This is a genomic window from Rhizobium quercicola, from assembly GCF_021168455.1.
GTDB lineage: Bacteria > Pseudomonadota > Alphaproteobacteria > Rhizobiales > Rhizobiaceae > Ferranicluibacter > Ferranicluibacter quercicola.
In genome coordinates, this window is the sequence record NZ_JAJOZR010000002.1 from 349005 (window position 1) to 372254 (window position 23250).

General features: G+C 64.3%; 14 protein-coding genes, 1 tRNA gene and 1 pseudogene. 10 read left to right on the top strand and 6 right to left on the bottom strand.

Features of this window, described 5'->3' with window-relative positions:
- Positions 1 to 4: 4 nt before the first annotated feature.
- The 3 genes from LRX75_RS05085 to LRX75_RS05095 all read right to left on the bottom strand — a co-directional run bounded on the left by LRX75_RS05085 (position 5) and on the right by LRX75_RS05095 (position 8288).
- Positions 5 to 5716 (bottom strand): translocation/assembly module TamB domain-containing protein, encoded by a 5712-nt coding sequence (locus tag LRX75_RS05085; RefSeq protein WP_231812430.1) that lies wholly within the window; start codon positions 5714 to 5716, stop codon positions 5 to 7.
- A gap of 147 nt (positions 5717 to 5863) precedes the next feature.
- Positions 5864 to 7783, bottom strand: a complete 1920-nt coding sequence (locus tag LRX75_RS05090) for an autotransporter assembly complex protein TamA (RefSeq protein ID WP_231812432.1) — start codon at positions 7781 to 7783, stop codon at positions 5864 to 5866.
- A 247-nt stretch (positions 7784 to 8030) separates the two neighbouring features.
- Entirely contained in the window at positions 8031 to 8288 is a 258-nt protein-coding gene (locus LRX75_RS05095) for a YMGG-like glycine zipper-containing protein (protein WP_113149728.1), read from the bottom strand.
- A 419-nt stretch (positions 8289 to 8707) separates the two neighbouring features.
- Here LRX75_RS05095 and hemA point away from each other — a divergent pair, with 419 nt between their 5' ends.
- Positions 8708 to 9922 carry a 5-aminolevulinate synthase gene (hemA, locus tag LRX75_RS05100; protein ID WP_231812434.1) on the top strand — a complete coding sequence of 405 codons (1215 nt, stop codon included), beginning with the start codon at positions 8708 to 8710 and terminating at the stop codon, positions 9920 to 9922.
- An 89-nt stretch (positions 9923 to 10011) separates the two neighbouring features.
- Positions 10012 to 10491, top strand: coding sequence for a DUF2938 domain-containing protein (locus LRX75_RS05105; RefSeq protein WP_231812493.1), 480 nt, complete (start codon positions 10012 to 10014; stop codon positions 10489 to 10491).
- A 1-nt stretch (position 10492) separates the two neighbouring features.
- On the opposite strand, the gene dxr is transcribed toward LRX75_RS05105, so the two are convergent.
- Positions 10493 to 11677, bottom strand: a complete 1185-nt coding sequence (dxr, locus tag LRX75_RS05110; RefSeq protein ID WP_231812436.1) for a 1-deoxy-D-xylulose-5-phosphate reductoisomerase — start codon at positions 11675 to 11677, stop codon at positions 10493 to 10495.
- Positions 11678 to 11991: 314 nt separating this feature from the next.
- On the opposite strand from dxr, the gene LRX75_RS05115 reads away from it, so the two are divergent.
- From LRX75_RS05115 to LRX75_RS05125, 3 genes are all read left to right on the top strand, one after another.
- Complete coding sequence (locus LRX75_RS05115) at positions 11992 to 13008, top strand: glycosyltransferase family 61 protein (protein ID WP_231812438.1); 1017 nt, start codon at positions 11992 to 11994, stop codon at positions 13006 to 13008.
- On the top strand, positions 13005 to 14009 hold the full coding sequence (locus LRX75_RS05120; protein ID WP_231812440.1) for an O-fucosyltransferase family protein: 1005 nt from the start codon (positions 13005 to 13007) through the stop codon (positions 14007 to 14009). Before LRX75_RS05115 ends, LRX75_RS05120 begins: the two co-directional genes overlap by 4 nt.
- 69 nt (positions 14010 to 14078) lie before the next feature.
- Complete coding sequence (locus LRX75_RS05125; protein WP_231812441.1) at positions 14079 to 15416, top strand: glycosyltransferase family 61 protein; 1338 nt, start codon at positions 14079 to 14081, stop codon at positions 15414 to 15416.
- A 77-nt stretch (positions 15417 to 15493) separates the two neighbouring features.
- On the opposite strand, the gene LRX75_RS05130 is transcribed toward LRX75_RS05125, so the two are convergent.
- A complete protein-coding gene (locus LRX75_RS05130) occupies positions 15494 to 15784 on the bottom strand; it encodes a hypothetical protein (RefSeq protein ID WP_231812443.1) in 291 nt (96 codons plus the stop codon).
- On the opposite strand from LRX75_RS05130, the gene LRX75_RS05135 reads away from it, so the two are divergent.
- Positions 15779 to 16087, top strand: coding sequence for an acyltransferase (locus LRX75_RS05135; RefSeq protein WP_162742905.1), 309 nt, complete (start codon positions 15779 to 15781; stop codon positions 16085 to 16087). The genes LRX75_RS05130 and LRX75_RS05135 overlap by 6 nt on opposite strands.
- Positions 16088 to 16209: 122 nt before the next feature.
- On the opposite strand, the gene LRX75_RS05140 is transcribed toward LRX75_RS05135, so the two are convergent.
- A tRNA-Arg gene (locus LRX75_RS05140) sits at positions 16210 to 16286 on the bottom strand.
- Between the two features lie 180 nt (positions 16287 to 16466).
- Between LRX75_RS05140 and LRX75_RS05145 the strand changes: the two genes are divergently transcribed.
- The 4 genes and pseudogenes from LRX75_RS05145 (at position 16467) to metH (ending at position 22961) form a co-directional block, all read left to right on the top strand.
- Positions 16467 to 17360, top strand: a complete 894-nt coding sequence (locus tag LRX75_RS05145; RefSeq protein WP_231812445.1) for an ROK family protein — start codon at positions 16467 to 16469, stop codon at positions 17358 to 17360.
- 4 nt (positions 17361 to 17364) lie between these two features.
- Positions 17365 to 17865, top strand: a complete 501-nt coding sequence (locus tag LRX75_RS05150; protein ID WP_231812447.1) for a heme-degrading domain-containing protein — start codon at positions 17365 to 17367, stop codon at positions 17863 to 17865.
- Between the two features lie 38 nt (positions 17866 to 17903).
- Entirely contained in the window at positions 17904 to 19067 is a 1164-nt protein-coding gene (locus LRX75_RS05155) for an AGE family epimerase/isomerase (RefSeq protein ID WP_231812449.1), read from the top strand.
- A 66-nt stretch (positions 19068 to 19133) separates the two neighbouring features.
- Positions 19134 to 22961: pseudogene (gene metH / locus LRX75_RS05160) on the top strand (methionine synthase).
- Positions 22962 to 23250 lie beyond the last annotated feature (289 nt).

Here is a 23250-nt window from a genome sequence, read left to right on the forward strand (position 1 = left end):
AGCGTCAATATTCCTTCTCGTAGAAGACGCCGGCGCCGCCGCCCTCCGAACCTGCCTCGCCGCGCAGCTTCACGCCGCGGCCGACGTCGAGATTGATGACGGCCTTGGCGCCGTCTTCGGCACTCTGCTGCAGCTCCAGATAGGTACGGTCGTTGATGTAGCGGCCCGCCCGGAACATGGCGCCGCCGCCATCGTCCGTGGACACGTCGAGGTCATCAACGCCGAGCTTGTTGCGCAAACCGTCGAAGAGCGAGCCGCCGGGGCCGCCGGCAAGCTGTGCCACGGCGCTGGCCAGCTGGGCGATCTGCACGGCCGAGAGGTTGGAAAGCGACCGGTTGAAGATCAGCTGGGCGAGGATTTCATCCTGCGGCAAAGCGGGGGACGAGCTGAACGTAACGTTGGGGCTGTTGGCAAGGCCGGCGACATTGACGGTGACGGTGGTCGAGCCGGCCGTCGATGTGGCGTCGAGGTCGAGCGCCGGGATGAGGTTGCCGCCGAAAGTGATGGTGCCGTCGGTGAAGGTGATCCGCTTGCCGAGGATCTCCAGCCGGCCGCGGCGCATCTGGAAGCCGCCGGTGACGGCCGGGTTCACCGCGGTGCCGCGAATCACGAGATCGCCGCCGAGCTCCGCATCGACGCCGCGGCCGCGCACGAAGATGCGGGACGCCGCGACCGTCATGTCGAAGGCGATGCCGCCGCTCTTCTGCGTCGTGCCGTCGCCGGCGTCCTTCTGCACCTGCGCCTGCATGCGGCGCACGTCGGCCGGCGCGTTGCGATGCTTGATGTTGATCTCCGACAGGGAGGCCGGCAGCTTTTCGGGAATGGTGATGGAGGCCTTGGGAATGGCGACGCGCCCGCTGAGGACCGGCGATCCCGTCAGGGGGCCGGTGAGCTTCAGCGTGCCGTCGAGGTTCGCCGTCAGCAGGCTGCCATCGACATAGGTCGCCTTGGCGAGGCGGATGTCGAGATCGGCGGGAAAGCCCGAGCCGGGCTCGATGCCGATCGTGCCGGTGACGGCGAGCGAGCCGCCGGTCGAGAGCGTGCCCGTCAGCCGCTCGATGCGCGCCTGTTGTCCGGCGAGAATGACATTGGCGGTCAGGCCGTTGATGGCCAGGTTGCGGCGGGCGTCGAGCAGGCGGGCACCGGAGGTGGTGACCGAGCCGTTGACGATGGGGGCGGAGACCGCACCGGAAATCGCCGCATCGACCTTCGCAGTCCCGGTCAGCACGAAGCCGTTCTGCGCGAGGATCGGGCCGAGCAGCGAGAAGGGGAGGTCGCCGTTGAACCGCATGTCGATCGGCCGGTTGCCGGCAATGCCGAGCTTTCCCCCGCCGTTGAACGCAAGGCCGCCGCCGCCGCGAATACCGGTGTCGAGCGTGACGGTGTTGTCGGCAAAGCCGCCCTTAGCCGTTATGGTCAGTGCGCCGACGCCGGCCGACTTTGCCTGCGCCACGGTGGCATTGGCCCAGCGCAGGTCGTAGGTGACGTTGGGGGCGGCAGCGGTGCCCTTGGCGACGATCGAGCCGTCGATGGTGCCGTCGGCGCCGAGCGTCGGCGCAACCGCATTGATCAGACGGGCGGGCAGGCGGTCGAGGCGGACGCTCAGATCGAGCGTGTCGCCCGCCGTGCCGGTGACGGCCAGCGTGCCGCCGGATGCCCCGATGCGCAGGTCGGACACGCGAACCCTGCCGTTCTCGATGACGATGGTCGAGGGAGCGGAGAGCTTGAGCGCGATCTGGCGCGGGGCGGCCGACAGCGTCGAAAGCCGGACGGTCGTGCGCGCCGCCGCCGTTTCGATGGCGCCGCGGAACACGAGCGGCGCGTTGTCGTAGACCGCGTCGAGGCGAACGTCGGTGAGACCGGCCTGTTTCTGGTCGAAGGCGAGATCGAGGTTGGAAACGCGATTTGCCCCCTGCACGATCGTTTCCACTTTGGCGGTGCCGCGGATGGCGAGCGCCTTGAGGTCGTCGACGGTGATGTCGGCTTGAGGGCGGGTGATGACGAGATCGCCCCGCTTGATGCCGGAGCCGGAGGCCTTGAGCGCGAGCGAGGTCTTGCCATCCGTGCTGGCAATGGTGGCGGAGCCTGCAAGGTCGCCGGAGGCGCGCTCGCCGGCCATGGCGGCGATCAGGCCGACATCCGGCAGGTTGAAGGTGATGGTGCCGTTCGGCTCGTAGGCTTCGGTCAGGTCGATGCTGCCGTCCAGCCGGTTGTCGCCGATCCGGGCGGCCAGTTCCGGAATGCGGATGCGGCCGTTCGTCGTTTCCAGCCGGGTGCGGATGTCGATCGCCTGGCCGCCGAGCGCGCCGGTCGCGGTGATCGCGGCCTGCGGGTTTGCGGGATCGGCGGTCACGGTGGCTGCGGCGACGAGATCGCTCAGCGTTCTCCCGGCAAGAGTCGCGCCGCTGGAGCGGATCTCGGCCTTGACCAGCGGGCGCTCGATGGCGCCGGTGGCATCCAGCGTGAAGCGGGCATTGCCCTTGGCGTCGGCCAGCACCTTGCCGAGGTCGGGAAGCGTGCCGGCGGTTGCCGCCGTCAGCTGTCCGTCGATCAGCGACAGCGAACCATTGGCGGTGATCGTGCCCGAATCGACCGCGATATTGGTGACGTTGAGCGCACCGGCCGCGTCCCGCGTGACGTTGGCCGACAGAGCGAGGTTGCTGTCGAACCGCGACGCGAGCGCGGCAGGCAGGGAGGCCGGCGGTGCACTGAGGCGAAGGGCCGCGCGCAGGCTGTTGTCGCTCATCTGGAACCGGCCGTTGACCGCACCGTCGAGACCGGCGCTGTCGATGGTGACCGGATCGAAGCCGATCGCATCCGGGGCAACGCTGATGGTCGCATCGAGCTTCAGCGGTGCGGGCAGCAGGCGGCCGAGATCGGCGTTGACGAAGCGGGTTGCGCCGGCATCGACGGTGGCGCGGACCGTGCCCTGCCGGCCGGTGATGTCGAAACGATCGCTATGGGCGACGACGCCGACGGTCTCCAGCCGGCCCTGGGGCGCGGCGACATAGGCCAGCTGGCCTTTCACATCGATGACGGCGCCGGTCATGGGGCCACGGGCGACGATATCGGCCGTGGTAATGGCGACGCGCGCCTCTCCCCCTTCGATCGGCTGGGCATATTCGACGGCCGGGTTGCCGCGAACGGCAACGGTGACGTCGAGCGTCTCTCCGACGAGACCGGTGACGCTGGCCGTGCCGCCGGGAAGCTGGATGGCGAAATCGTCGAGGCGGACGCCGCCCTCACCGAGCGCCAGCGTCTTCGGATCGGACAGTTCGAGCGGAATGCCGCGGGGTGCGGCGTTCAGCGACTGGATGGTGAAGGACGGCGTACCGCTCTCCGTGGTGACCGAGCCTTTCAGCGACAGCGGCGCATTGTCGAAGGTGCCGTCGAGCGCGATGGCGGTGTCTGCGCCCAGCTTGTTGAGGGTGATTGTCGCGCCGGTCGCGCGGTTGGTGCCCTGGCCGAGCGAATCGGCCGTGATCTTGCCCTCGACGGTCAGGTTCTTCAGATCGGTGATGGTGACCTGCGCGCGCGGCTGGACGATCGAGAGATCGCCGCGCGAAAGGCCGCTGCCGGTCGCATCGATCGCAACCGAGGTCTTGCCGTCGCGGCTGACGATGTCGGCCTTGCCCGTGAGGTCGCCGGCGGCCGTCTGGCCGGCCAGGGACGCCAGCGCGCCGACATTCGGCAGCGCGAAGTTCAGCGTTCCGTTCGGCTGGAAATCGGGCGTGAAGGTGAGCGCGCCGGTGATCCGGTTTTCGGCGACCGTCGCCTCGAGCGCGGGTATGGCGAGCGCGCCGTTCTCGGAGGTCAGATCCGCCGTCGCCGTGACCGTCTGGCCATCGACCGCGCCATTGGCGGTGAGCTTGCCGACCGGCAGGCCGCCCCGCAGCGTGGTGTCGGCGACGACCGTGAGGCCGGTGACGGTTTTCCCGGCGATGGTCGCCTGATCGGTCCTGGCTTCCGCCTTGATGCCGAGCGCGCTCAAGGGGCCGGAGAGATCGGCGGTGAGGGTGGCGCGGCCGCTCGCATTGGCCGCGAAGGCGCCGATGTCGGGAACCGCGGCCTCGATCCGTCCCGTCAGGCTGCCCGACTGGAGGGCGAGATTGCCGGTGGCGTCGAGCGTCGGAGCCTTCAGCGACAGGCCCGACAGCGACAGGGCGCCATCCGCCCCCGTTTCGATCCGGCCGTTCAGCGAGACCGGACCGCCGGTGCGGCTGGCGACAGCCGGCGGCAGGGCGTCTGCGGGTGCGGTCAGGCGAAGATCGGTCGAAAGCGTGCCATCGGAGAGGCCGTAGCTGCCGGTAAGAGTGCCGTCGATCGCGGCGGTGTCGATGGTCAGCGGGTCGAAGGCGATGGCGTTCGGGGTCACGTCGAGGCGGCCGTCGATCGTCAGGGGGCCGCGGATGAGCCGGTCGAGATCGGCATTGGCGAGCCTGGTCGCGCCGGCGGTCAGCGAGACGGTGACGGCGCCGCTGCGATCCGTGATATTGAAGGCATCGCTATGAGCCTTCAGCGCGGCGTTCTCGATGGTGCCCTGCGGCAGCACGGCGCGGTCGAGCGCGGCATTGAGGTCGAGCACGGCGGAGCGGGCATCGCCGACGAGGGAGAGATCCGCCGAGGTGACGGCGAACTCCGCCGTTCCACCGGCGAGGGGCAGGCGCAGCGGAGCCGGACCATCGACGCCGGCAAGCGTCACCTTGAGGTCGTTGCTGCCGACCGTGCTGAGCGTACCGCTCGCGTTGACATCGATTGCGGCCGTGGAGATGCGACCGCGGTCAATGCGGATCGCGGTGCCGTCCTGCAGAGCCGCGGCAATGTCGATCGCAGTGGTGCCTTCAAACAGCGGGCGCAGGGTCTCCGGCATCAGGGCGGCAAAGGTGCCGCCGCCGTTGAGCGACAGCGTCCGGTAGCCGTCGGGTGCCAGCGTATGGGCGCCGTCGAGCTTCAGGACTTCCTGTCCGTCGAGGGCAGCGCTCGCCGTTCCGTTCCAGCGCGAGAGGGGGCCGTCGCCGGTCAGGCGGACGGTGACCGCGGGCTCGCCGGGCAGCCGCAGCGCGCGAGCCAGCATGCCGCCCTTCGGCTCGTCCACGCTGGCTTCGAGCTTCAGCGCGTTGGCGGCGGGATCGTAGACGATATCGGCGAGCGCCTTGGCGTCCGGCCGGTCGCGCTGGGCGACGGCCACCGTCGCGGCGATGCTGGAATTCGTGGCGTTGACCGTGCCGCCCGCGTTCAGAACCTGATCCTCGCCGGCGATCGCTTTGCCGACGACCACTTCCTTCAGGTCGAAGCGATCGATCTTCACGTCGAGCGGCAGCGCGAAGCTGGAGCGGACCTCCTCGGTCTGCTGCGAGGGAATGGGCAGGCGGTCGATGCGGATATAGCCGGCGGAGAGGTTGGCAGCGTCAAATCGCTTGGAGAACAGCGCCGTCGGGGTCCAGTCGAGCGTCAGCTCGCGGATTTCGGCGTAGGCGCCCTTGCTGTCGTAGAGCGCGATGGAGCCGGCCTCGAAATGGCCGGTGAGAAGCGCGCTCGGATCGTTGATCTGGACGATCTGGTCGGGCGTCGAGGCATATTTCTCGATCAGGCTGGCGACCATGCGAGCCCCGGGCGCCGTGAAGCCTGCAAACAGCACGAAGGCCAGCGCGAGGACGACGACAAGGCCGAGGAGAATGGCGAAGCCTCGCAAGGCGATCGAGAAAATCCGTGTCATCGTCTGCTCCATGCCAGGCCGGCGTCTCGTCCTGACCCATAGGTCGTCATCATCTGCGCAACCCGTAGGTTGCGATCATGTCATTGAAACGGCAATCTGCCCTGGGACAGCAGCCACCGGCATGCTCTGCCACCCGCCGCTGGTCGTTCAGAACGTCTGGCCGATCCCGGCATAGATGCCGTAGCGCGTGCCCCCGTCATAGGGGTTCAGCGGCACGGCGAAATCCACGCGAATGGGGCCGACCGCCGTCAGGTAGCGCACGCCGATACCGGCGCCGATCTTGACGTCGGAGAAATCCGGGACGGTCTTTGCCGATACGGTGGCGGCATCGATGAAGGGGACGACGCTGATCGTCTTCGTGACGCCGATGCGGGCCTCGACGTTGGCATTGACGTAGGAGCGGCCGCCGAGGAGATCGTCGTCGGCATTGCGCGGACTGATTTCCTGGTAGGAGAAGCCGCGCACCGTGCCGCCGCCGCCCAGGAAGAAGCGACGTGTCGCGGGAATATCGTCCAGCCCGCCATCGGCGGCGATGACGCCCGCACCGAGGCGGCCGGCCAGCACATATTTGTTGTCCGCGCCAAAGCCGAGATAGCCGGTGGCCGAGCCTTCGAACGTCGAGAAGAACGTCTCGCCGTAGACGTCGTAGCTCGGCTTGACGCTCAGCGTCGCGCGGTAGCCTTCCGTCGGGTTCAGCTTGTCGTCGCGGGCGTCGCGGACGTAGTCGAGCGGGATCGAGGGCGTGAGATAGCGGCGTTCGCCGAAGGCGTCCTCGATGTTGTTCCAGGCAAGTTCGGCGCCGATCGACACCGTATCGGCTTCGGAGAGTTCGTAGGCGAGGCCGACCGCGCCGGTCACCACCTGCGCCTTGTAGGCATCCGGATCCATCAGCGACGCCTTCACGCTGGCGGTAAGCGTGGAGTAGGGATCGAAGACGCCGGGCTTGGTGAAGAGAATGCCGGCGGTATAGTCGAGATCGGTGATCTCCTTGGTTTCGCCCAGCCGGTCGATCGAGCCTTCGATGCGCAGCGATTCCGCCTCGCCGAAAAGGTTGCGGTGGCCCCAGTAGCCCTGGATGCCGAAGCCGTCCGTCGAGGAAAACTTGGCGCCCGCGCCGAAATAACGGTGCTTGCCTTCGGACACTTCGATGGTGAGCGGCAGCGAGCCGTCCGGCGCCAGCTGCTCGGCCTCGCGGATGGTGATGCTGGAAAAGACGCCGAGCTGGCGCAGGCGCTCGGAGGCCTTGCGCATCTCCTCCGGCGAATATTGCCGGCCGGTGTTGAGGCGCGAATAGTTGGCGACGAAATCCGGATTGACCGTGCGCGCGCCCTTGATGGCGACAGCACCGAAGGGCGCGACCGGACCGCCTTCGGCACCGATCGTCACATCCACCGTATTGGTCTTGTGATCGGCGACGGCGGTGCGTCCCTTCAGGGTGGCGAGCGGCCGTCCTTCCTTCTTCAGGTCCTCGACGATCTTCTCGCCCGCCTTGATGATCAGGGTCGAGTCGGCGCGGCTGCCAGGCTGGAGATCATAGGCCTTGGGATCGCGCCCGCCGGCGTCGCTTTCCAGAAGAATGGTGCCGAAGGTGAAGACCGGGCCGGGATCGACCGTGATGGTGACCGGCACCGGCGCACCGGCCGGAAAGACCGGATCCGGCGGCAGGCTCTCGATCGGCTTGCCGGCGACCATGACCTGCACGGTGCCGCCATAGCGGGCCTTCTCGTACAGCGCTGCCAGCAGCCTGTCGCGGTCGTCACGGGCCTTGATGGCAAGGCCGAGATTGCCGGAAACGGGCTTGTCCTTATCCTGGACCAGGCGCGAACTGCCGGACAGCGCGCTCTTCAACTCGTCGTCGTCCGTGCCTTCGTTCAGCGTCACGGTGTAGGTGACGGGATCGATGACCTCGGCGGTCTCCTCGTCCTTGTCCTTGCCGAAGAAATTGATGCCGAACAGCTTAAAGGCTTCGGCATCCTGCACGGAGGCCGGGCCGCACAGGGCCAGAGCGGCAACGCCAAGGGCAAGGCCGGCTCTACGATACGCGGGACTGACAGTCGGCAAACGCATTCGATTCCGCATCCCGTGTCGGCTGACAGTCCTGGAGCGATCGCCCACGGAAAGCGATGCCGTCTCTTCCAACGTTTGCACGTTTGCGATGTCCCGTGACACTACACATCCTCGTGAGGCGGATGAAGTCTCCAACGCCTCGTGACGCGAGAAACAGTCGTCAGTGTGACGTTACGGAAACAGAAGCCCCGCCGACGCGGGGCTTCTCGTCATATCGACCCGGGATCCGGGCGGGCTGCATGCGCAATCAGCGCGGGCAATCGTCGATGTAGCGACCGCCATTGCGGTCGCGGTAGTAGCACTGGCCCGGCTGTTCCGAGACGTTGCCGATGACGGCACCCGAAACGCCGCCGATGGCCGCGCCGACGGCTGCGCCGCGAACATTGCCGGTGACGGCGCCGCCGATGACCGCGCCCGAGACGGCGCCGATGCCGGCACCCTTTTCCGTCTGGCTGCAGCTGGCAACCGTCATGGCGAGAACCGCCAGTACAAGGGCTTTCTTCATAATGATCTCTCCTGAGGGACGCGACGGCAGGCCGCCGCATCCATACCGCACATGAGAAATGACAGGTGCTTGTCGTTTCCCGAACCTTAACCGAAGAAGTTAAATGCGACCTTCCCAAAGTCCAATGCGAAGGCCATAAAAAACGTCCCCAACGGAATGGACGACAGTTATGATGAATGAAAGCTGAAGATGGCTGGACGCTCTGCCTGCCTTTTTCGGCTCGGGGATCGCGATATCGTGTCACAGGTCTGTTTTCGGCCGCGGTCTTGACTTGATCCGGAGGAGGGTGGAATGAAATCCTTCAGAATAATCTGGAACCATTCAAAACAATGGGCCCGATGCCGCGCAAGCCATGAGGGCGCGTGCCGGCCGGCACCGGGATGGTCCGATCAAAAGACGCCAAGGGTCTGGAGACACGCATGAACTTCGAGCACTTCTTCAGGTCGGAACTGGACGGGCTTCACGCGGAAGGCCGCTACCGCGTCTTCGCCGATCTGGAACGCCAGCGCGGACAGTTTCCCAAGGCTCGCCGGCATACGGCCGACGGCGTCAAGGACGTGACCGTCTGGTGCTCGAACGACTATCTGGGCATGGGCCAGCACCCCAAGGTGATCGACGCGATGAAACAGGCGATCGATCACTGTGGCGCGGGTGCGGGAGGCACCCGGAACATCTCGGGCACGACGCACTACCATGTTCTTCTGGAGCAGGAGCTTGCCGATCTGCACGGCAAGGAATCCGCGCTGCTTTTCACCTCCGGCTACGTGTCCAACTGGGCCGCCCTGGGAACGCTCTGTTCGCGCATTCCCGGCATCATCGTCTTCTCCGATGCCGGGAACCACGCCTCCATGATCGAGGGGATCCGCCACGCCAAATGCGAGCGGGTGATCTTCAAGCACAATTCGGTTGCCGATCTCGAGGCCAAGCTAGCGGCGGCCGATCCGGCGGCCCCCAAGCTCGTCGCCTTCGAATCCGTCTACTCGATGGATGGCGACATCGCCCCGATCAAGGAGATCTGCGACGTGGCCGAGCGCTACGGCGCGATGACCTATCTCGACGAGGTGCATGCGGTCGGCATGTACGGCCCGCGCGGCGGCGGCATTGCCGAGCGCGAAGGCCTGATGCACCGGCTGACGGTGATCGAGGGAACGCTCGGCAAGGCCTTTGGCGTCATGGGCGGCTATATCGCGGCTTCCGCGGCGCTCTGCGACTATATCCGCTCGTTCGCCTCGGGCTTCATCTTCACCACCGCGCTGCCGCCGGCGCTGGCCGCAGGCGCGCTGGCCTCCATCCGGCACCTGAAGGAAAGCCAGGTCGAGCGCTTCGCGCACCAAGAGCGGGTGCGCCGCCTGCGGTCGCTGCTCGACCGTAACGGCATTCCCCACATGCCCAATCCGAGCCATATCGTGCCGGTGATCGTCGGCGATGCGGCGAAGTGCAAGTGGATCTCGGATCTCCTGCTCGACAATTGCAACATCTACGTCCAGCCGATCAACTACCCGACCGTGCCGAAGAAGACCGAGCGCCTGCGCATCACGCCGACGCCGCTGCATTCGGACGGCGATATCGACCATCTGGTCGGCGCGCTGCACCAGCTGTGGTCGCGCTGCGCGCTGGCGCGCGCCGTCGCCTGAGGCGGCTTCGCATATTCCGCTTCGCAGCCCCGGAATTCTGATCTAGAACACGCAGGATCGAGGAGAACGGCGAGGGGACAAGCCTGATGATGATGGAACTGATCTGGCGCGGGCTGGTGATCGGGGTGGGCGCGACGCTTGCCATGGATCTCTGGGCGATCCTGCTTGCGGTCGTCTTCGGCGAGCCGAAGGCCAACTGGGCGCCTGTCGGACGGTGGTTCTACCATGCGGGCCGGGGCCAGCTGTTTCACGAATCCATCAGCGATGCCGCGCCTTTTGCCAATGAGAATGCGCTCGGCTGGATCGGCCATTACGCCGTCGGAATCGTCTACGGGATCCTGCTGGCGTTCTTCGTCGGTCTCGACTGGTTTGCCGCGCCGACGCTGGTGCCGGCGCTGGTCTGGGGCATCGTGACCGTGGCGGCAGGCTGGTTCCTGCTGCAGCCGGGGCTCGGCCTCGGCGTCGCCGCGGCGAAACTCCCAAACCCGAACCGGGTGCGCGCGCTCAACCTGGCCGCCCACGTCGTCTTCGGCCTCGGGCTCTATGCGACGGCGCTGCTCCTCCGCTGAGTCAGGCGGCCGCGCGGGTGCCGATCGCCTCGGCGGCGAAGCGGCGGGCGGCGGCATCGCCGGCAAAGACGGCGTCCATATCCTCGGCTGCCGGCCAGTCGATCATCCGCTCCATCACCGTCTCGGCGATATCGGCCATGTCGAGAAAGCCGATGCGGCCGGCGACGAAGGCCTCGAACGCCACTTCCTCGGCCGCGTTCATCGCCGCACCCTGAAGCCCGCCGCGCGTCAGGGCGGTGCGGGCAAGCCGCAGCGCGGGGAAGCGGACCTCGTCGGGCGCTTCGAAATCGAGCCGCGCCAGCTTTGCGAAATCCAGACGCTCGACATCGAGCGCCGGGCGCGCGGGATAGGTCAGGGCGTAGCCGATCGCGGTGCGCATGTCCGGCGCGCCGAGCTGCGCGAGCACCGAGCCATCGGTATAGCCGACCATGGAATGGACGATCGACTGCGGATGGACGATGACCTCGATCTGCTCGGGGGCCACGTCGAAGAGGTGCTTGGCCTCGATCATCTCCAGCGCCTTGTTGAACATCGACGCGCTGCCGATGGAGATCTTCAGGCCCATCGACCAGTTGGGATGCGCCCTTGCGATCTCCGCGGTGACCCCGGCCATCGCCTCGCGCGACCATGTGCGGAACGGCCCGCCGGAGGCCGTGAGCACGATGCGCTCCAGCGCGTGACGCTGGTCGTCCTCCAGCGCCTGGAAGATCGCGGAATGCTCGCTGTCGACCGGGATGAGGCGCCCGCCGCCTTCCGCCACCGTGCGCACGAAGAGCGCGCCGGCTGACACCAGGCATTCCTTGTTGGCAAGCGCGATATCGGCGCCGCGCCGGGCGGCGGTCAGCGTGGGGGCGAGGCCCGCCGTGCCGACGATCGCCGCCATGACCCAGTCCGCCGCGCGGGCGGCGGCCTCCTGCAGTCCGCTTGGCCCTGCGGCCACCGCGATGCCGGTGCCGGCCAGCGCCGATTTCAGCTCCAGATAGCGCCCCTCGTCCGCCGTCACCGCCAGCCGCGCGCCCGCGGCCCTGGCCTGTTCGCAGAGCAGCCCGATATTGCCGTTCCCCGTCAGAGCCTCCACCACGAACCGCTCCCGCCCCCCGAGCTGCGCCACCACGTCGAGCGTGCTGCAGCCGATGGACCCGGTGGAACCGAGGATGGTGATGTGGTGGTGCTCTGATGTCGTCATTCCGCTTACGTCGATCTCGCTGTTCACGCGCCAACGTCGTACAAGCGGAAAAAATCCGGAACAAGGCTTAACCGTGCCGGACGCGCGAGAAGATTCGCACGAGCGGAAAAATCAGTCGAAAGGCTTCACGGTTCATGTTAGAGCCAGCGATGCAGTAAGTAAGGTAATATTCTTCGTCACTTGGTCTGAAAAATGCATATGCCCTCTGGCAAGCGTGTTCGAAACAGTGTCCCTTCAAGCGTGCCACCGGAGCAGTGTCATTCGTAATGGTTGAAGCCGTCGATATCCGCAGTATGCATCACGTGCATTTGGGCGTGATTGAATCTCCTGCATTTCTTGCGCCTCCTCCGGTCGTTTCCGGTCTCGATCTCATCCCCGCGTCCATCCACGATGCCATGCGGCCCGGCTGGTACTCGAACTATCACGGCGCGCGGTCAATTTCGATCGACAAGGTGTTCGACGTCCACGTGACGGCCGAGGGCCTCGTGTTCAACAGCGATGGCAAGGTGATCAGCCAGACGATCACGCAGCACGCGCCGGAGGAACAGGAGCGGGCGCTTCGCGACATCGCATCGGCGAGCGATATTCCGGTGATCGATACGTCCTGTCTGCTTCTGAGAAAGCGGGGAGAGGCGAATTACGGGCACTGGATGGTGGAAATTCTGCCAAAGCTCGAACTGGCGCGAAAGCTGACCCATGTGTCGGGCGTCACCATTCCCGATGTCGGCAGCGGCATGAACAAGGTTATCTCCGATTCTCTCGGCATCGTCGATACGATCAAATCGACGCCGCGCTTTCCGCTGAAGGCCAACAGCGTGACCTTCTTCAAGGAGTTGATCGTCGTCAGCGGCATGACGTTGCACGGCTCCTATATGTCGCCGCTCGTCTTCGAGGCGCTCGACAGGATCCGGGATGCGGTGGAGGGCGAGGCGCCGCGCAAGATCTTCGTCAGCCGCGCGGGCGCGCCGCGCAATATCGGCAACGAAGCCGATCTTCACCGTCTCGTCGCGGACCACGGGTTCGACATCCTGCATCCCGGAAAGCTGGATCTGAAGGAACAGGTCCGCAAATTCAAGAATGCATCCTGCGTCATGGGCGTCATGGGTGCCGGCATGACCAATATCATGTTCGCCCCGTCCACGGCGCGCATCATCAATCTCGCGCCCGCGACGATGCCGGATACCTTCTTCTACTTCATCGCGACCCTGAAGGGGCAATCCTACGAGGAAGTGCGCGGCGAGAACGTCAACGGAGGACCGTCATGGGACGAGGCATTTTTGGTCGATTCTGGAAATCTGACGAACCTGCTGGGAGCGGACTCCAAAGCATGACGGATCTGCCGACGACCGCTCCCTCGGCAGCAAAGGTCGGTCTAGGCTTCGACTACAATGATGGTGGCATCAGCAACCAGAAGCTTGCTCTGCTGGGACTTGTCATCAATGCATCCAGAATGCCGGATGCGACAGATCGGTTCATCTATCTGCCGAGGATCTACAGCCGGGATCAGGATGAATCCAAATCGACGTTCCATGCATTCGGCGATGTGTTCTGGACCGAAATGTTCGTCGCGTTTCTTCATCGCTGGGGTGTCGGCGTCGTTCCGATCCCGGAGGTCGACTATGCGGATCGGATCGAGCGGGGCGGGTGGAACCATTTTCACCTCGGCGCGGCTCACCTCGGATCCATCGCCGAAAAGGAAGAGACTGCGGCGACGGATATCATCTCCGATTTCTGCAGATCGCTGGTGCCGCGGGTCAAAAGTTCGTCCCTGTTCCAAGCCTTGTGCAGCGAGATCATCTACAAGAACAATCTTTCCGTCATGGCACAATTTCGGATCGAGGGCGATTGGGCATCTTACTGCCGATACAATCTCGACCCGGTCCTTGTTCGCCCTGAACAAAACTATCTGACGCCCGTCGAGATATGCGCGAAGATCAAGTGTTCTCTGCCGGACGTGGATCAGCTTTACGTGTTCTGCGACGAGCGCTACGCGCCGCAGCCCAAGCATCTCATCAACCAGGAGGTCCAAGATGCCACGGGCATCCGATTGTTCTGGAAGACCGACTTTATGGACGTCGAAACGTACAAGAACATGTCGGCGATAGATGCGTCTCTCATCGACTTCGAAATCAGCAAGCTGGCATCGACCTTCATCGGTTTAAGTCGGTCCACTTTCTCGAATATGTCGGCATTCGAGCGTTTTTCGAAAGATTTCACCAGTCTGTCGCACGATTATATCTACAATCTCCCTCAGGAGAATTTGGGGCTCCGCGTTGATAAGGGCACGCGCGTCGATCCTTGGGAGACATGCGGTCTTCCGTGGCCGAGCTGACCGGATGGAGCCGACACGGACTTCGTAGATATCAACGCCACGCTAAGCTTCTTTCACTATGGTGTGATTTTGTCTCTTCCCCAGAAAGTTATCGAGAGTATTACGAAAAAGATATGGTTGTTTAATCATCAATTCGATCATTATCAAAAGATACTGCTTCTGGATCATTCCGGAAAAATCCTTGGTTATAACGGAGCGAACGAGACGTCTTGGCTTGAGGAAGGTGGTATCCTCTATTTTCTCGGGCCAAGAGGACAGAGATCCATTTGTTTTGCACAAGCGGTGCGTCGCCTAGGTCGACTGGTTCTTGAAGGGGAGTTCCTCGATCCAAACCTGAACGGTGCAAAAGTCCAACTTGAAGAGGCTTCAGGCGTGCAGCACTTGCTGCCCGTTTCCATTGAAGAAATAGCCTCGCACAGGGAGGTTCTGAAACCTTCGACGGATGTCCACTACCCGCCACATATGTTCGGGGACTTGTCGATGGATGGGGATTCGTATCCCGCGCCAGCCGTTCAACGGATGCAGTTGAACGACGCACGCATCATTTCCCGATTTGGGGCTGTCCGCGTTGGTAGCCGTTTCGTGGAGAGCACGGCATTTCAGCATCCCTTCTTCTTGACGCATAATCTCATAGAGGATCGCGGCGCGGGATATCTGCATGCCAGTGCAGGCGACGTTGTCTCGATCGATCGAGCATTCTATGTTTGCGGTGGTGTCTACGATAATTATTACCACTGGCTTTTGTTTCTTATCGCAAGACTCCATCCCGATTTCTTTTCTGGTATCGACACGATTATTACGTCTCAGCCGAATACAGAATATCAGCGCACTGGTTTGGAAGCTCTTCTAAAGACATACGATCTGAAAGCCGTCTACATCAGAGACAATGTCAGTCTACATGTCGGCGAGCTGACGTTCGCGCAACAATTCGGTACCGCAGGCCTTGATCCGCATCCGGTGTTCATGGAAACATTCCGAGATCTGAAGGCTGCGCTTGCGCGTTCAGCGAGCCCGGCGTCAGAGCGGATCTACATTTCTCGGTCCGATGCCTCTGAGCGCAAGCTGGTGAATGAGCACGAAGTGGAGAGCTTGGTGGCCGAACACGGCTTTCAGGTCGTCTCGCTACAGGGGCGCAGCTTGCACGAGCAAGCAGCCCTCCTGCACGGCGCTCGCGTCGTCATCTCTCCACACGGTGCCGGTATGACAAATATTGTTTTCTGTCAGCCGAATGCAAAAGTGCTGGAATTTCAGAATCCGGCACACATCAATTGGTGCATGAAGCGTTTAGCAGCCATTAACAGCTTGTATTACGGATTTCTCATGGGGTCGTTGGTCGAGGAAGGTCGAAAAGAGTATCATATTAATATTTTTCGTTTAAGAGGTGTACTGAGCGAAATGGATCTCTGAACAACCGGGTATCGGAGAAATATCTGGTATCTATAAGTGATCCTGAATGGGCCTGAACAAAGCCCTACAATTAGGATTTACACATTAACATTATCGAGCAGTTCCCCGGCGAGAATGAGATCTCGATAAAACATGATGTGCTTAGCGATTTTGCTGGAAATGTCGTTGTAAATGGCAAGGAAAATAGGGTCAAAATAGAGCGGCCCTCCAGCTGTACCGATGTCTATGTCGAGGTCAGTGGCGGAGGCACCGTCGAAATCGGTGCACGGACCCGACTTTGCGGACAGCATATCCGGTTGTTCGCGCCCGGTAGGATCACCCTCGGCGACGGGTGCGCTTTCAATGGTCTCAGCTACTTTCACATGCACGAGAGCGCCATCATCCAGCTAGGGACCGACTGCCTGATTGCTGGCAATACATCCTTCAGCACCAGCCATGTCCACAAGATCATCGACCTCGATACAGGCGAACGCTTAAACCCGGCAGGAGACATCATCGTCGGCAATCACGTCTGGATTTCCGCCGATGCCTCACTGTGGCCGGGTGCCGTTATCGGGAATGATAGTGTTGTTGGCAAAGGCTCGTATGTTTCGAAGGAATTCCCAGCAAACTGCATCATCGTCGGAGCGCCTGCACGCGTTGTTCGCGAAAGAATTACTTGGGAAGGCTAAGCACATCCCTCGTGTCTCAGACATCGAGCAAAGCCTTGGATCTCCTACCATAACCTCAAGAACGAACAAAAACGTTGGGCTCAGGAAAACGTTGGAGCATCGTAAGGCCGAGCTTTGACGAATGGTGATCCCGACTGGACTCGAACCAGTGGCCTACAGATTAGGAATCTGTCGCTCTATCCACCTGAGCTACGGGACCATGGGTGGCATCCTTACAAAAGACTGTCGGGGAAGCCAAGGGGGTTGGTGGGGATTGGTGGTTCGGCAGGGGCGGGGCCTGCGTGTTCGGGGGGCTTGTCCGGCAGGGCTTCAAACCGGATTGCCGGGGTGATATGCAGACCCGCCTGCGCCTCTCTGCAGGCCTGCGCGAGGGGGATGGATGTATATCGGAATCGACTGGGGCGGCACCAAGATGGAGGTGGTGGCGCTGGATGAGGCGGGCGCGCTGCGGGCGCGCGAGCGCGTGCCGACGCCGGCCGCCTACGATGCCTGTCTCGATGCGGTGCGGTCGCTGGTTCTGTCGGCGGAAAACGCGGCGGGCGCTTCGGGCAGCGTCGGCATCGGCATTCCCGGCAGTCCCAATCCGCGCACGGGCCTCGTGCGCAACTCCAATGCCGTCATTCTCAACGGTCGTCCGCTGGGCCGCGATCTCGAAGCCTTGCTCGGTCGCCCGGTGCGGATCGCCAACGATGCCAATTGCCTGGCCGTCTCCGAGGCGGTCGATGGGGCGGGGGCGGGGGCCGAGACGGTGTTCGGCATCATCATCGGCACCGGGCATGGCGGCGGTCTGGCCATCGGGCGCAAGGTGCATGCCGGCTTTCAGGGCGTCGCCGCCGAAGTCGGCCATTATCCGCTGCCCTGGATGCGCCCGGAGGAGTATCCCGGCCACACCTGCTGGTGCGGCAAGACGGGGTGCCTCGAAAAATACGCCTGCGGCACGGGCGTCGAACTCGATTACCGCCTGACCACCGGACGCGAGCGTCTGGCCCGCGACATCGTCGCCGACATGCGCGGCGGCGATGCGGTCGCCCGCGGCGTCTATGCGCGCTTTGCCGATCGTCTCGCCCGCAGCCTCGCGCTCCTGACCAATGTGGTCGATCCCGACGTCTTCGTGCTCGGCGGCGGCATGTCCAATGTCGACGAGATCTATGACGACCTGCCGGGCCTCGTCGCGTCGTATATCTTTGGTGATTCGTTCGAAACGCCGATCCGCAAGGCCGTTCACGGCGACAGTTCGGGCGTGCGCGGCGCCGCATGGCTCTGGAAGGACTAGACGCATGACCGCTTCTCTCGAAACCGATATCGCCCGCGTCGCCCTTCAGGAAAAGACGCTCACCTTCGCGCGCTTCGACGCCGATGTCGCCTGGGCACTCGGCCTGCGGCTGCGCGACATGGCGGCGGCCGCGTCTCTCGGCGTCGTCATCGATGTCAGCCTGTTATCCATGCCGCTGTTCTATGCGGCGCTGGAGGGCACATCGCCCGACAATGCCAACTGGGTGCGCCGCAAGCGCAACTGCGTCGCCCGCTTCTTCCGCAGCAGCTATGCGACCGGGCTAGCGCTCGCCCGCGACGGGCGCAGCCTGCAGGACAAGTTCGGCCTGTCGGATGCGGATTTTGCGGCCCATGGCGGCAGCTTTCCCATCACGGTCGCCGGGGCCGGCTGCATCGGCGCCGTCACTGTCTCCGGCCTGCCGCAGCGGCAGGATCACGCGATGGTGGTCGAGGCGCTGGCAGGCCATCTCGGCCATGATCTCGCGGGCCTGCGTCTCGACGTCTGATCCGTTTCTCCGAAGTCTTCTCCGCAAAGGTGCCATCCATGGCCGTTTCCGCGCTTTCCGCCACGCTCGACCACTGGCTGACCGAACAGGCCCTGCCGCTCTGGCGGGACACGGGCTTCTACGATCCCGATGGTGGCTTCGTCGAGACGATCGACCTTTCCGGCCGGCCGACGCGCGACAATCTGCGCGCCCGCGTGCAGCCGCGCCAGACCTATTGCTTCGCCGAGGCGGGCCTGCGCGGCTGGGCCGGCGACTGGCAGGGGGCAAGCGCCGGCGGTCTCGCCTTCTTCGATCGGGTCTTCCTGCAGCCGAGCGGCTTCTATGGCGCGCTGGCCGATGCGGACGGCACGCTGCTCGACCCGTCCTTCGACATCTACAATCAGGCCTTCGCCCTGCTGGCCTTCGCCTATCTGGCGCGCGCCTTTCCCGAGCGCCGGACGGAGATGGCGGCGCGCAGCACGGCCCTGAAAGCCCGACTGGACGACTGGTGCAAGCACCCGGTCGCCGGCTTCGAGGAGGACAACCCGCCGCGTCTGCCGCTGTGCTCCAATCCGCATATGCACCTGTTCGAGGCCTGCCTTGCCAGCGAAGAGGTCGAGGGGTTCGATCAGGTCGGCTGGACCAATCTCGCCGACGAGATCGCCTCGCTCTGCATGGACCGCTTCATCGATCCGCAAAGCGGCGCGCTGCGGGAGTTCTTCGACCATGACTGGACGCCGATGCCCGGCGATCTCGGCCGTGTGGTGGAGCCGGGGCACCAGTTCGAATGGGCCTGGCTGCTGCTGCGCTGGGGCGAGCGCCGGGGCGATGCGGGTGCGATTGTCAAGGCGCGGCGCCTGTTCGAAATCGGCGAGGCGCACGGCATCTGCGCCACGCGCAAGGTCGCCATCATGCAGCTCAACGACGATTTTTCCGTGCGCGACCCGCTGGCGCGGCTCTGGCCGCAGACCGAGTGGCTGAAGGCGGCGATCCGGCTCGCGGCGCTGAGCGAAGGCGCGGCACGGGCCCGCTATCTGGGCTCCGCCGAACGGGCGATCGCGGCGCTGACCCTGTTTCTGGATGTGCCGGTGAAAGGGCTGTGGCGCGACAAGCTGCCGGAGAGCGGCGTCTTCATCGAGGAGGCGGCGCCGGCCAGCACCTTCTACCACATCCTCTGCGCGATCTATGAGCTCAAGGACTGCCTTGCGCGCATCGAAACGTAACATATATTGACATAAATATATCTTTATGTCACTCCGAAGCCTGTCCAGCAGGCGAAAGGTTGTCCCATGTCCGCCATCACGGCCCTTTTCGGTGAACCGACCCCGGCGCCCGACGGCTCCGAGGTCGCCCGCGCGCTCCGCCAGGCCGCGTCCGAGCGCATCCTCATCATGGACGGCGCGATGGGCACGGAGATCCAGACGCTCGGCCTGACGGAAGAACACTTTCGCGGCGAGCGCTTTCAGGGCTGCGAATGCCATCTGCAGGGCAATAACGACCTTTTGACCCTGACGCAGGCGGCGGCGATCGAGGACATCCACTATCGCTATGCGCTGGCGGGTGCCGATATTCTGGAGACCAACACGTTCTCCTCCACGACCATCGCCCAGGCCGATTACGGCATGGAAGACGCCGTCTACGAACTCAACCGCGACGGTGCCCGGCTTGCCCGGCGCGCCGGCCTGCGCGCGCAGGACAAGGACGGCCGCCGCCGGTTCGTGGCCGGCGCGCTCGGGCCCACCAACCGCACCGCGTCGATCTCGCCGGACGTCAACAATCCCGGCTACCGCGCCGTCAGCTTCGACGATTTGCGGCTCGCCTATGGGCAGCAGCTGCGCGGCCTGATCGACGGCGGCACGGATATCGTGCTGATCGAGACGATCTTCGACACGCTGAACGCCAAGGCCGCCGTCTTCGCGACGCTCGAAGTGTTCGCCGAGCGCGGCATCACCCTGCCGGTGATGATCTCCGGCACGATCACCGATCTCTCCGGCCGCACACTGTCCGGGCAGACGCCGACCGCCTTCTGGTACTCGCTGCGCCACGCCCGGCCGTTCTCGATCGGCCTCAATTGCGCGCTCGGTGCCAACGCCATGCGGCCGCACCTGGCCGAGCTGTCCGGCGTGGCCGATACGCTCATCTGCGCCTATCCGAATGCCGGCCTGCCCAACGAGTTCGGCGCCTATGACGAGAGCCCGGAGGAAATGGCCGCGCAGATCGCCGGCTTTGCGCGGGACGGCCTCGTCAACATCGTCGGCGGCTGCTGCGGCTCGACGCCGGCGCACATCAAGGCCATCGCCGAGGCCGTCGTCGGGCATGTACCCCGCTCCGGTCTCGACACGAACGTACAGGCAAGGCTCTAAGACATGGCTCCTTTCGCACCCCGGACGATCCCGGGCATCGCACCGCAGATGCGGCTCTCCGGGCTGGAGCCCTTCACGCTGACGAAGGACATTCCCTTCATCAATGTGGGCGAGCGCACCAATGTCACGGGTTCGGCGAAATTCCGCAAGCTGATCACGGCGGGCGACTACGCCGCGGCGCTGGACGTCGCGCGCGATCAGGTGGCGAACGGCGCCCAGGTCATCGACATCAACATGGACGAGGGCCTGATCGATTCCAAGCAGGCGATGATCGAGTTCCTGAACCTGATCGCCGCCGAGCCGGACATCGCCCGCGTTCCCGTGATGATCGACAGCTCCAAATGGGAGGTGATCGAGGCCGGCCTGAAATGCGTGCAGGGCAAATCCATCGTCAATTCCATCTCGCTGAAGGAAGGCGAGGCGAGCTTCCTGCATCAGGCGCGGCTGTGTCGGGCCTATGGCGCCTCGGTCGTCGTCATGGCCTTCGACGAGCAGGGCCAGGCCGACAGCCGGCAGCGCAAGGTCGAGATCTGCACCCGCGCCTATCGCATCCTCACCGAGGAGGTCGGCTTTCCGCCGGAGGACATCATCTTCGACCCCAACATCTTCGCGGTGGCGACGGGCATCGAGGAGCACAACAATTACGGGGTCGATTTCATCGAGGCGACGCGCGAGATCGTGGCGACCTTGCCGCATGTCCACATCTCTGGCGGCGTGTCCAACCTGTCCTTCTCGTTTCGCGGCAACGAGCCGGTGCGCGAGGCGATGCATGCCGTGTTCCTCTACCACGCCATCCAGGCGGGCATGGACATGGGCATCGTCAATGCCGGGCAGCTGATCGTCTATGACGCGATCGAGCCGGAATTGCGCGAGGCCTGCGAGGACGTCGTTCTCAACCGTCGGCCGGATGCGACCGACCGACTGCTCGCGCTGGCCGAGCGGTTCAAGGGAGCGGCCGGCCGCGAGGCCAAGGAGCGCGACCTGCGCTGGCGCGAATGGACGGTCGACAAACGGCTCGAACACGCGCTGGTCAACGGCATCACCGAGTTCATCGTCGACGACACGGAAGAGGCGCGGCTTGTCGCCGCCCGCCCGCTGCACGTCATCGAAGGGCCGCTGATGGCCGGCATGAACGTCGTCGGCGACCTGTTCGGGGCCGGCAAGATGTTCCTGCCGCAGGTGGTCAAATCCGCCCGCGTCATGAAGCAGGCGGTCGCCGTGCTGCTGCCCTACATGGAAGCGGAGAAGCTCGCGGAAGGCGGCGAGGCCCGCCAGTCGGCCGGCAAGGTGCTGATGGCGACCGTCAAGGGCGATGTGCACGACATCGGCAAGAACATCGTCGGCGTGGTTCTCGCCTGCAACAATTACGAGATCATCGATCTCGGCGTCATGGTTCCCGCAGCCAGGATCCTGGAGGTCGCAAGGGCCGAGAAGGTCGATATCATCGGCCTCTCCGGCCTGATCACGCCGTCGCTGGACGAGATGGTGCATGTGGCATCGGAGATGCAGCGCGAGGGGATGAACCTGCCGCTGCTGATCGGCGGCGCGACCACCAGCCGGGTCCATACGGCGGTGAAGATCCATCCGCGCTACGATCTGGGGCAGGCGGTCTATGTCACCGATGCCAGCCGTGCCGTCGGCGTCGTGTCGAACCTGCTGTCGCCGGAGGCGCGCGATCCCTATATCGAGACGATCCGGGCCGATTACCGCAAGGTGGCGGAGGCGCATGCGCGCTCCGAACGGGAGAAGCAGCGTCTGCCGCTGGAGCGTGCCCGGGCGAACCGCCATCGCGCCGACTGGTCCGCCTATCGCCCCACGACGCCGTCCTTCCTGGGAACGCGGGTGTTCGATGGCTGGGATCTCGGAGACCTTGCGCGCTACATCGACTGGACGCCGTTCTTCCAGACCTGGGAGATGAAGGGCGTCTACCCGAAGATTCTCGATGACGAGCGCCAGGGGGCGGCCGCGCGTCAACTCTTCGCCGATGCGCAGGCCATGCTGGCGCAGATCATCGCGGAAAAATGGTTCGTGCCGAAGGCCGTGATCGGCTTCTGGCCGGCTGGCGCCACGGGCGACGATATCCAGCTCTTCACGGACGAATCGCGGGAGACGCCGCTTGCGACCCTGCACACCTTGCGCCAGCAGATGGCCAAGCGCGACGGTCGGGCCAACATGGCGCTTGCCGATTTCGTCGCGCCGACCGAGAGCGGCATCGGCGACTATGTCGGCGGCTTCGTGGTGACCGCCGGGATCGAGGAGATCGCGATCGCCGAACGGTTCGAGCGTGCGAACGACGATTATGCCGCGATCCTCGTCAAGGCGCTGGCCGACCGTTTCGCCGAAGCCTTTGCCGAGCGGATGCACGAACGCGTCCGCAAGGAACTCTGGGGCTATGCCGCCGAGGAGGCCTTCGAGCCGGAAGCGCTGATCGCGGAGCCTTATGCCGGCATCCGCCCGGCGCCGGGCTATCCGGCCCAGCCGGATCACACTGAAAAGACCACGCTGTTCGACCTGCTCGATGCCGAAGCCGCCATCGGCGTCCGCCTGACGGAGAGCTTTGCCATGTGGCCGGGCTCCTCCGTCTCCGGTCTCTACATCGGCCATCCCGAGGCCTATTACTTCGGTGTGGCCAAGGTGGAGCGGGATCAGGTGGAGGATTATGCCCGTCGCAAGGGCATGTCGGTGCTGGAGGTGGAGCGCTGGCTCGGGCCGATCCTGAACTACGTCCCGAAGCCGGCAGACGCTGCCGAATAGGCAGCGACCGGGTCCGTCGCACACTCCGCCAATCGCTTTGAAAACGACGCCCGAGCCGCTGCTCCGGGCGTCGTTTTCGTTTACGGAATCGGGCCGGGATGGCCTGCGGTCAGAATTTGCGAAACATAACAGTGACTTGTCACTTTTATGAAGTTTTTCGAGCGGGGGCTGTTGACGAACGCTCTTCCCCGGATCTATAAACCGCACACCAACGAGGGCGGCGGCGCTGCTGGCGACCGACGAACTCGCTCTGAAGTTTCTTGACTTTGTAGCGACTTGGCGGTCTCAG

Bases quoted from the DNA above. Each gene is read 5' to 3' on its own strand.
- LRX75_RS05145 (WP_231812445.1), top strand. From the start codon at position 16,467: ATGTATATCGGAATCGACTGGGGCGGCACCAAGATGGAGGTGGTGGCG.
- dxr (WP_231812436.1), bottom strand. From the start codon at position 11,677: ATGACGACATCAGAGCACCACCACATCACCATCCTCGGTTCCACCGGG.
- LRX75_RS05105 (WP_231812493.1), top strand. From the start codon at position 10,012: ATGATGGAACTGATCTGGCGCGGGCTGGTGATCGGGGTGGGCGCGACG.
- LRX75_RS05150 (WP_231812447.1), top strand. From the start codon at position 17,365: ATGACCGCTTCTCTCGAAACCGATATCGCCCGCGTCGCCCTTCAGGAA.
- LRX75_RS05135 (WP_162742905.1), top strand. From the start codon at position 15,779: ATGCACGAGAGCGCCATCATCCAGCTAGGGACCGACTGCCTGATTGCT.
- LRX75_RS05095 (WP_113149728.1), bottom strand. From the start codon at position 8,288: ATGAAGAAAGCCCTTGTACTGGCGGTTCTCGCCATGACGGTTGCCAGC.
- hemA (WP_231812434.1), top strand. From the start codon at position 8,708: ATGAACTTCGAGCACTTCTTCAGGTCGGAACTGGACGGGCTTCACGCG.
- LRX75_RS05090 (WP_231812432.1), bottom strand. From the start codon at position 7,783: ATGCGTTTGCCGACTGTCAGTCCCGCGTATCGTAGAGCCGGCCTTGCC.
- LRX75_RS05085 (WP_231812430.1), bottom strand. From the start codon at position 5,716: ATGACACGGATTTTCTCGATCGCCTTGCGAGGCTTCGCCATTCTCCTC.
- LRX75_RS05155 (WP_231812449.1), top strand. From the start codon at position 17,904: ATGGCCGTTTCCGCGCTTTCCGCCACGCTCGACCACTGGCTGACCGAA.
- LRX75_RS05120 (WP_231812440.1), top strand. From the start codon at position 13,005: ATGACGGATCTGCCGACGACCGCTCCCTCGGCAGCAAAGGTCGGTCTA.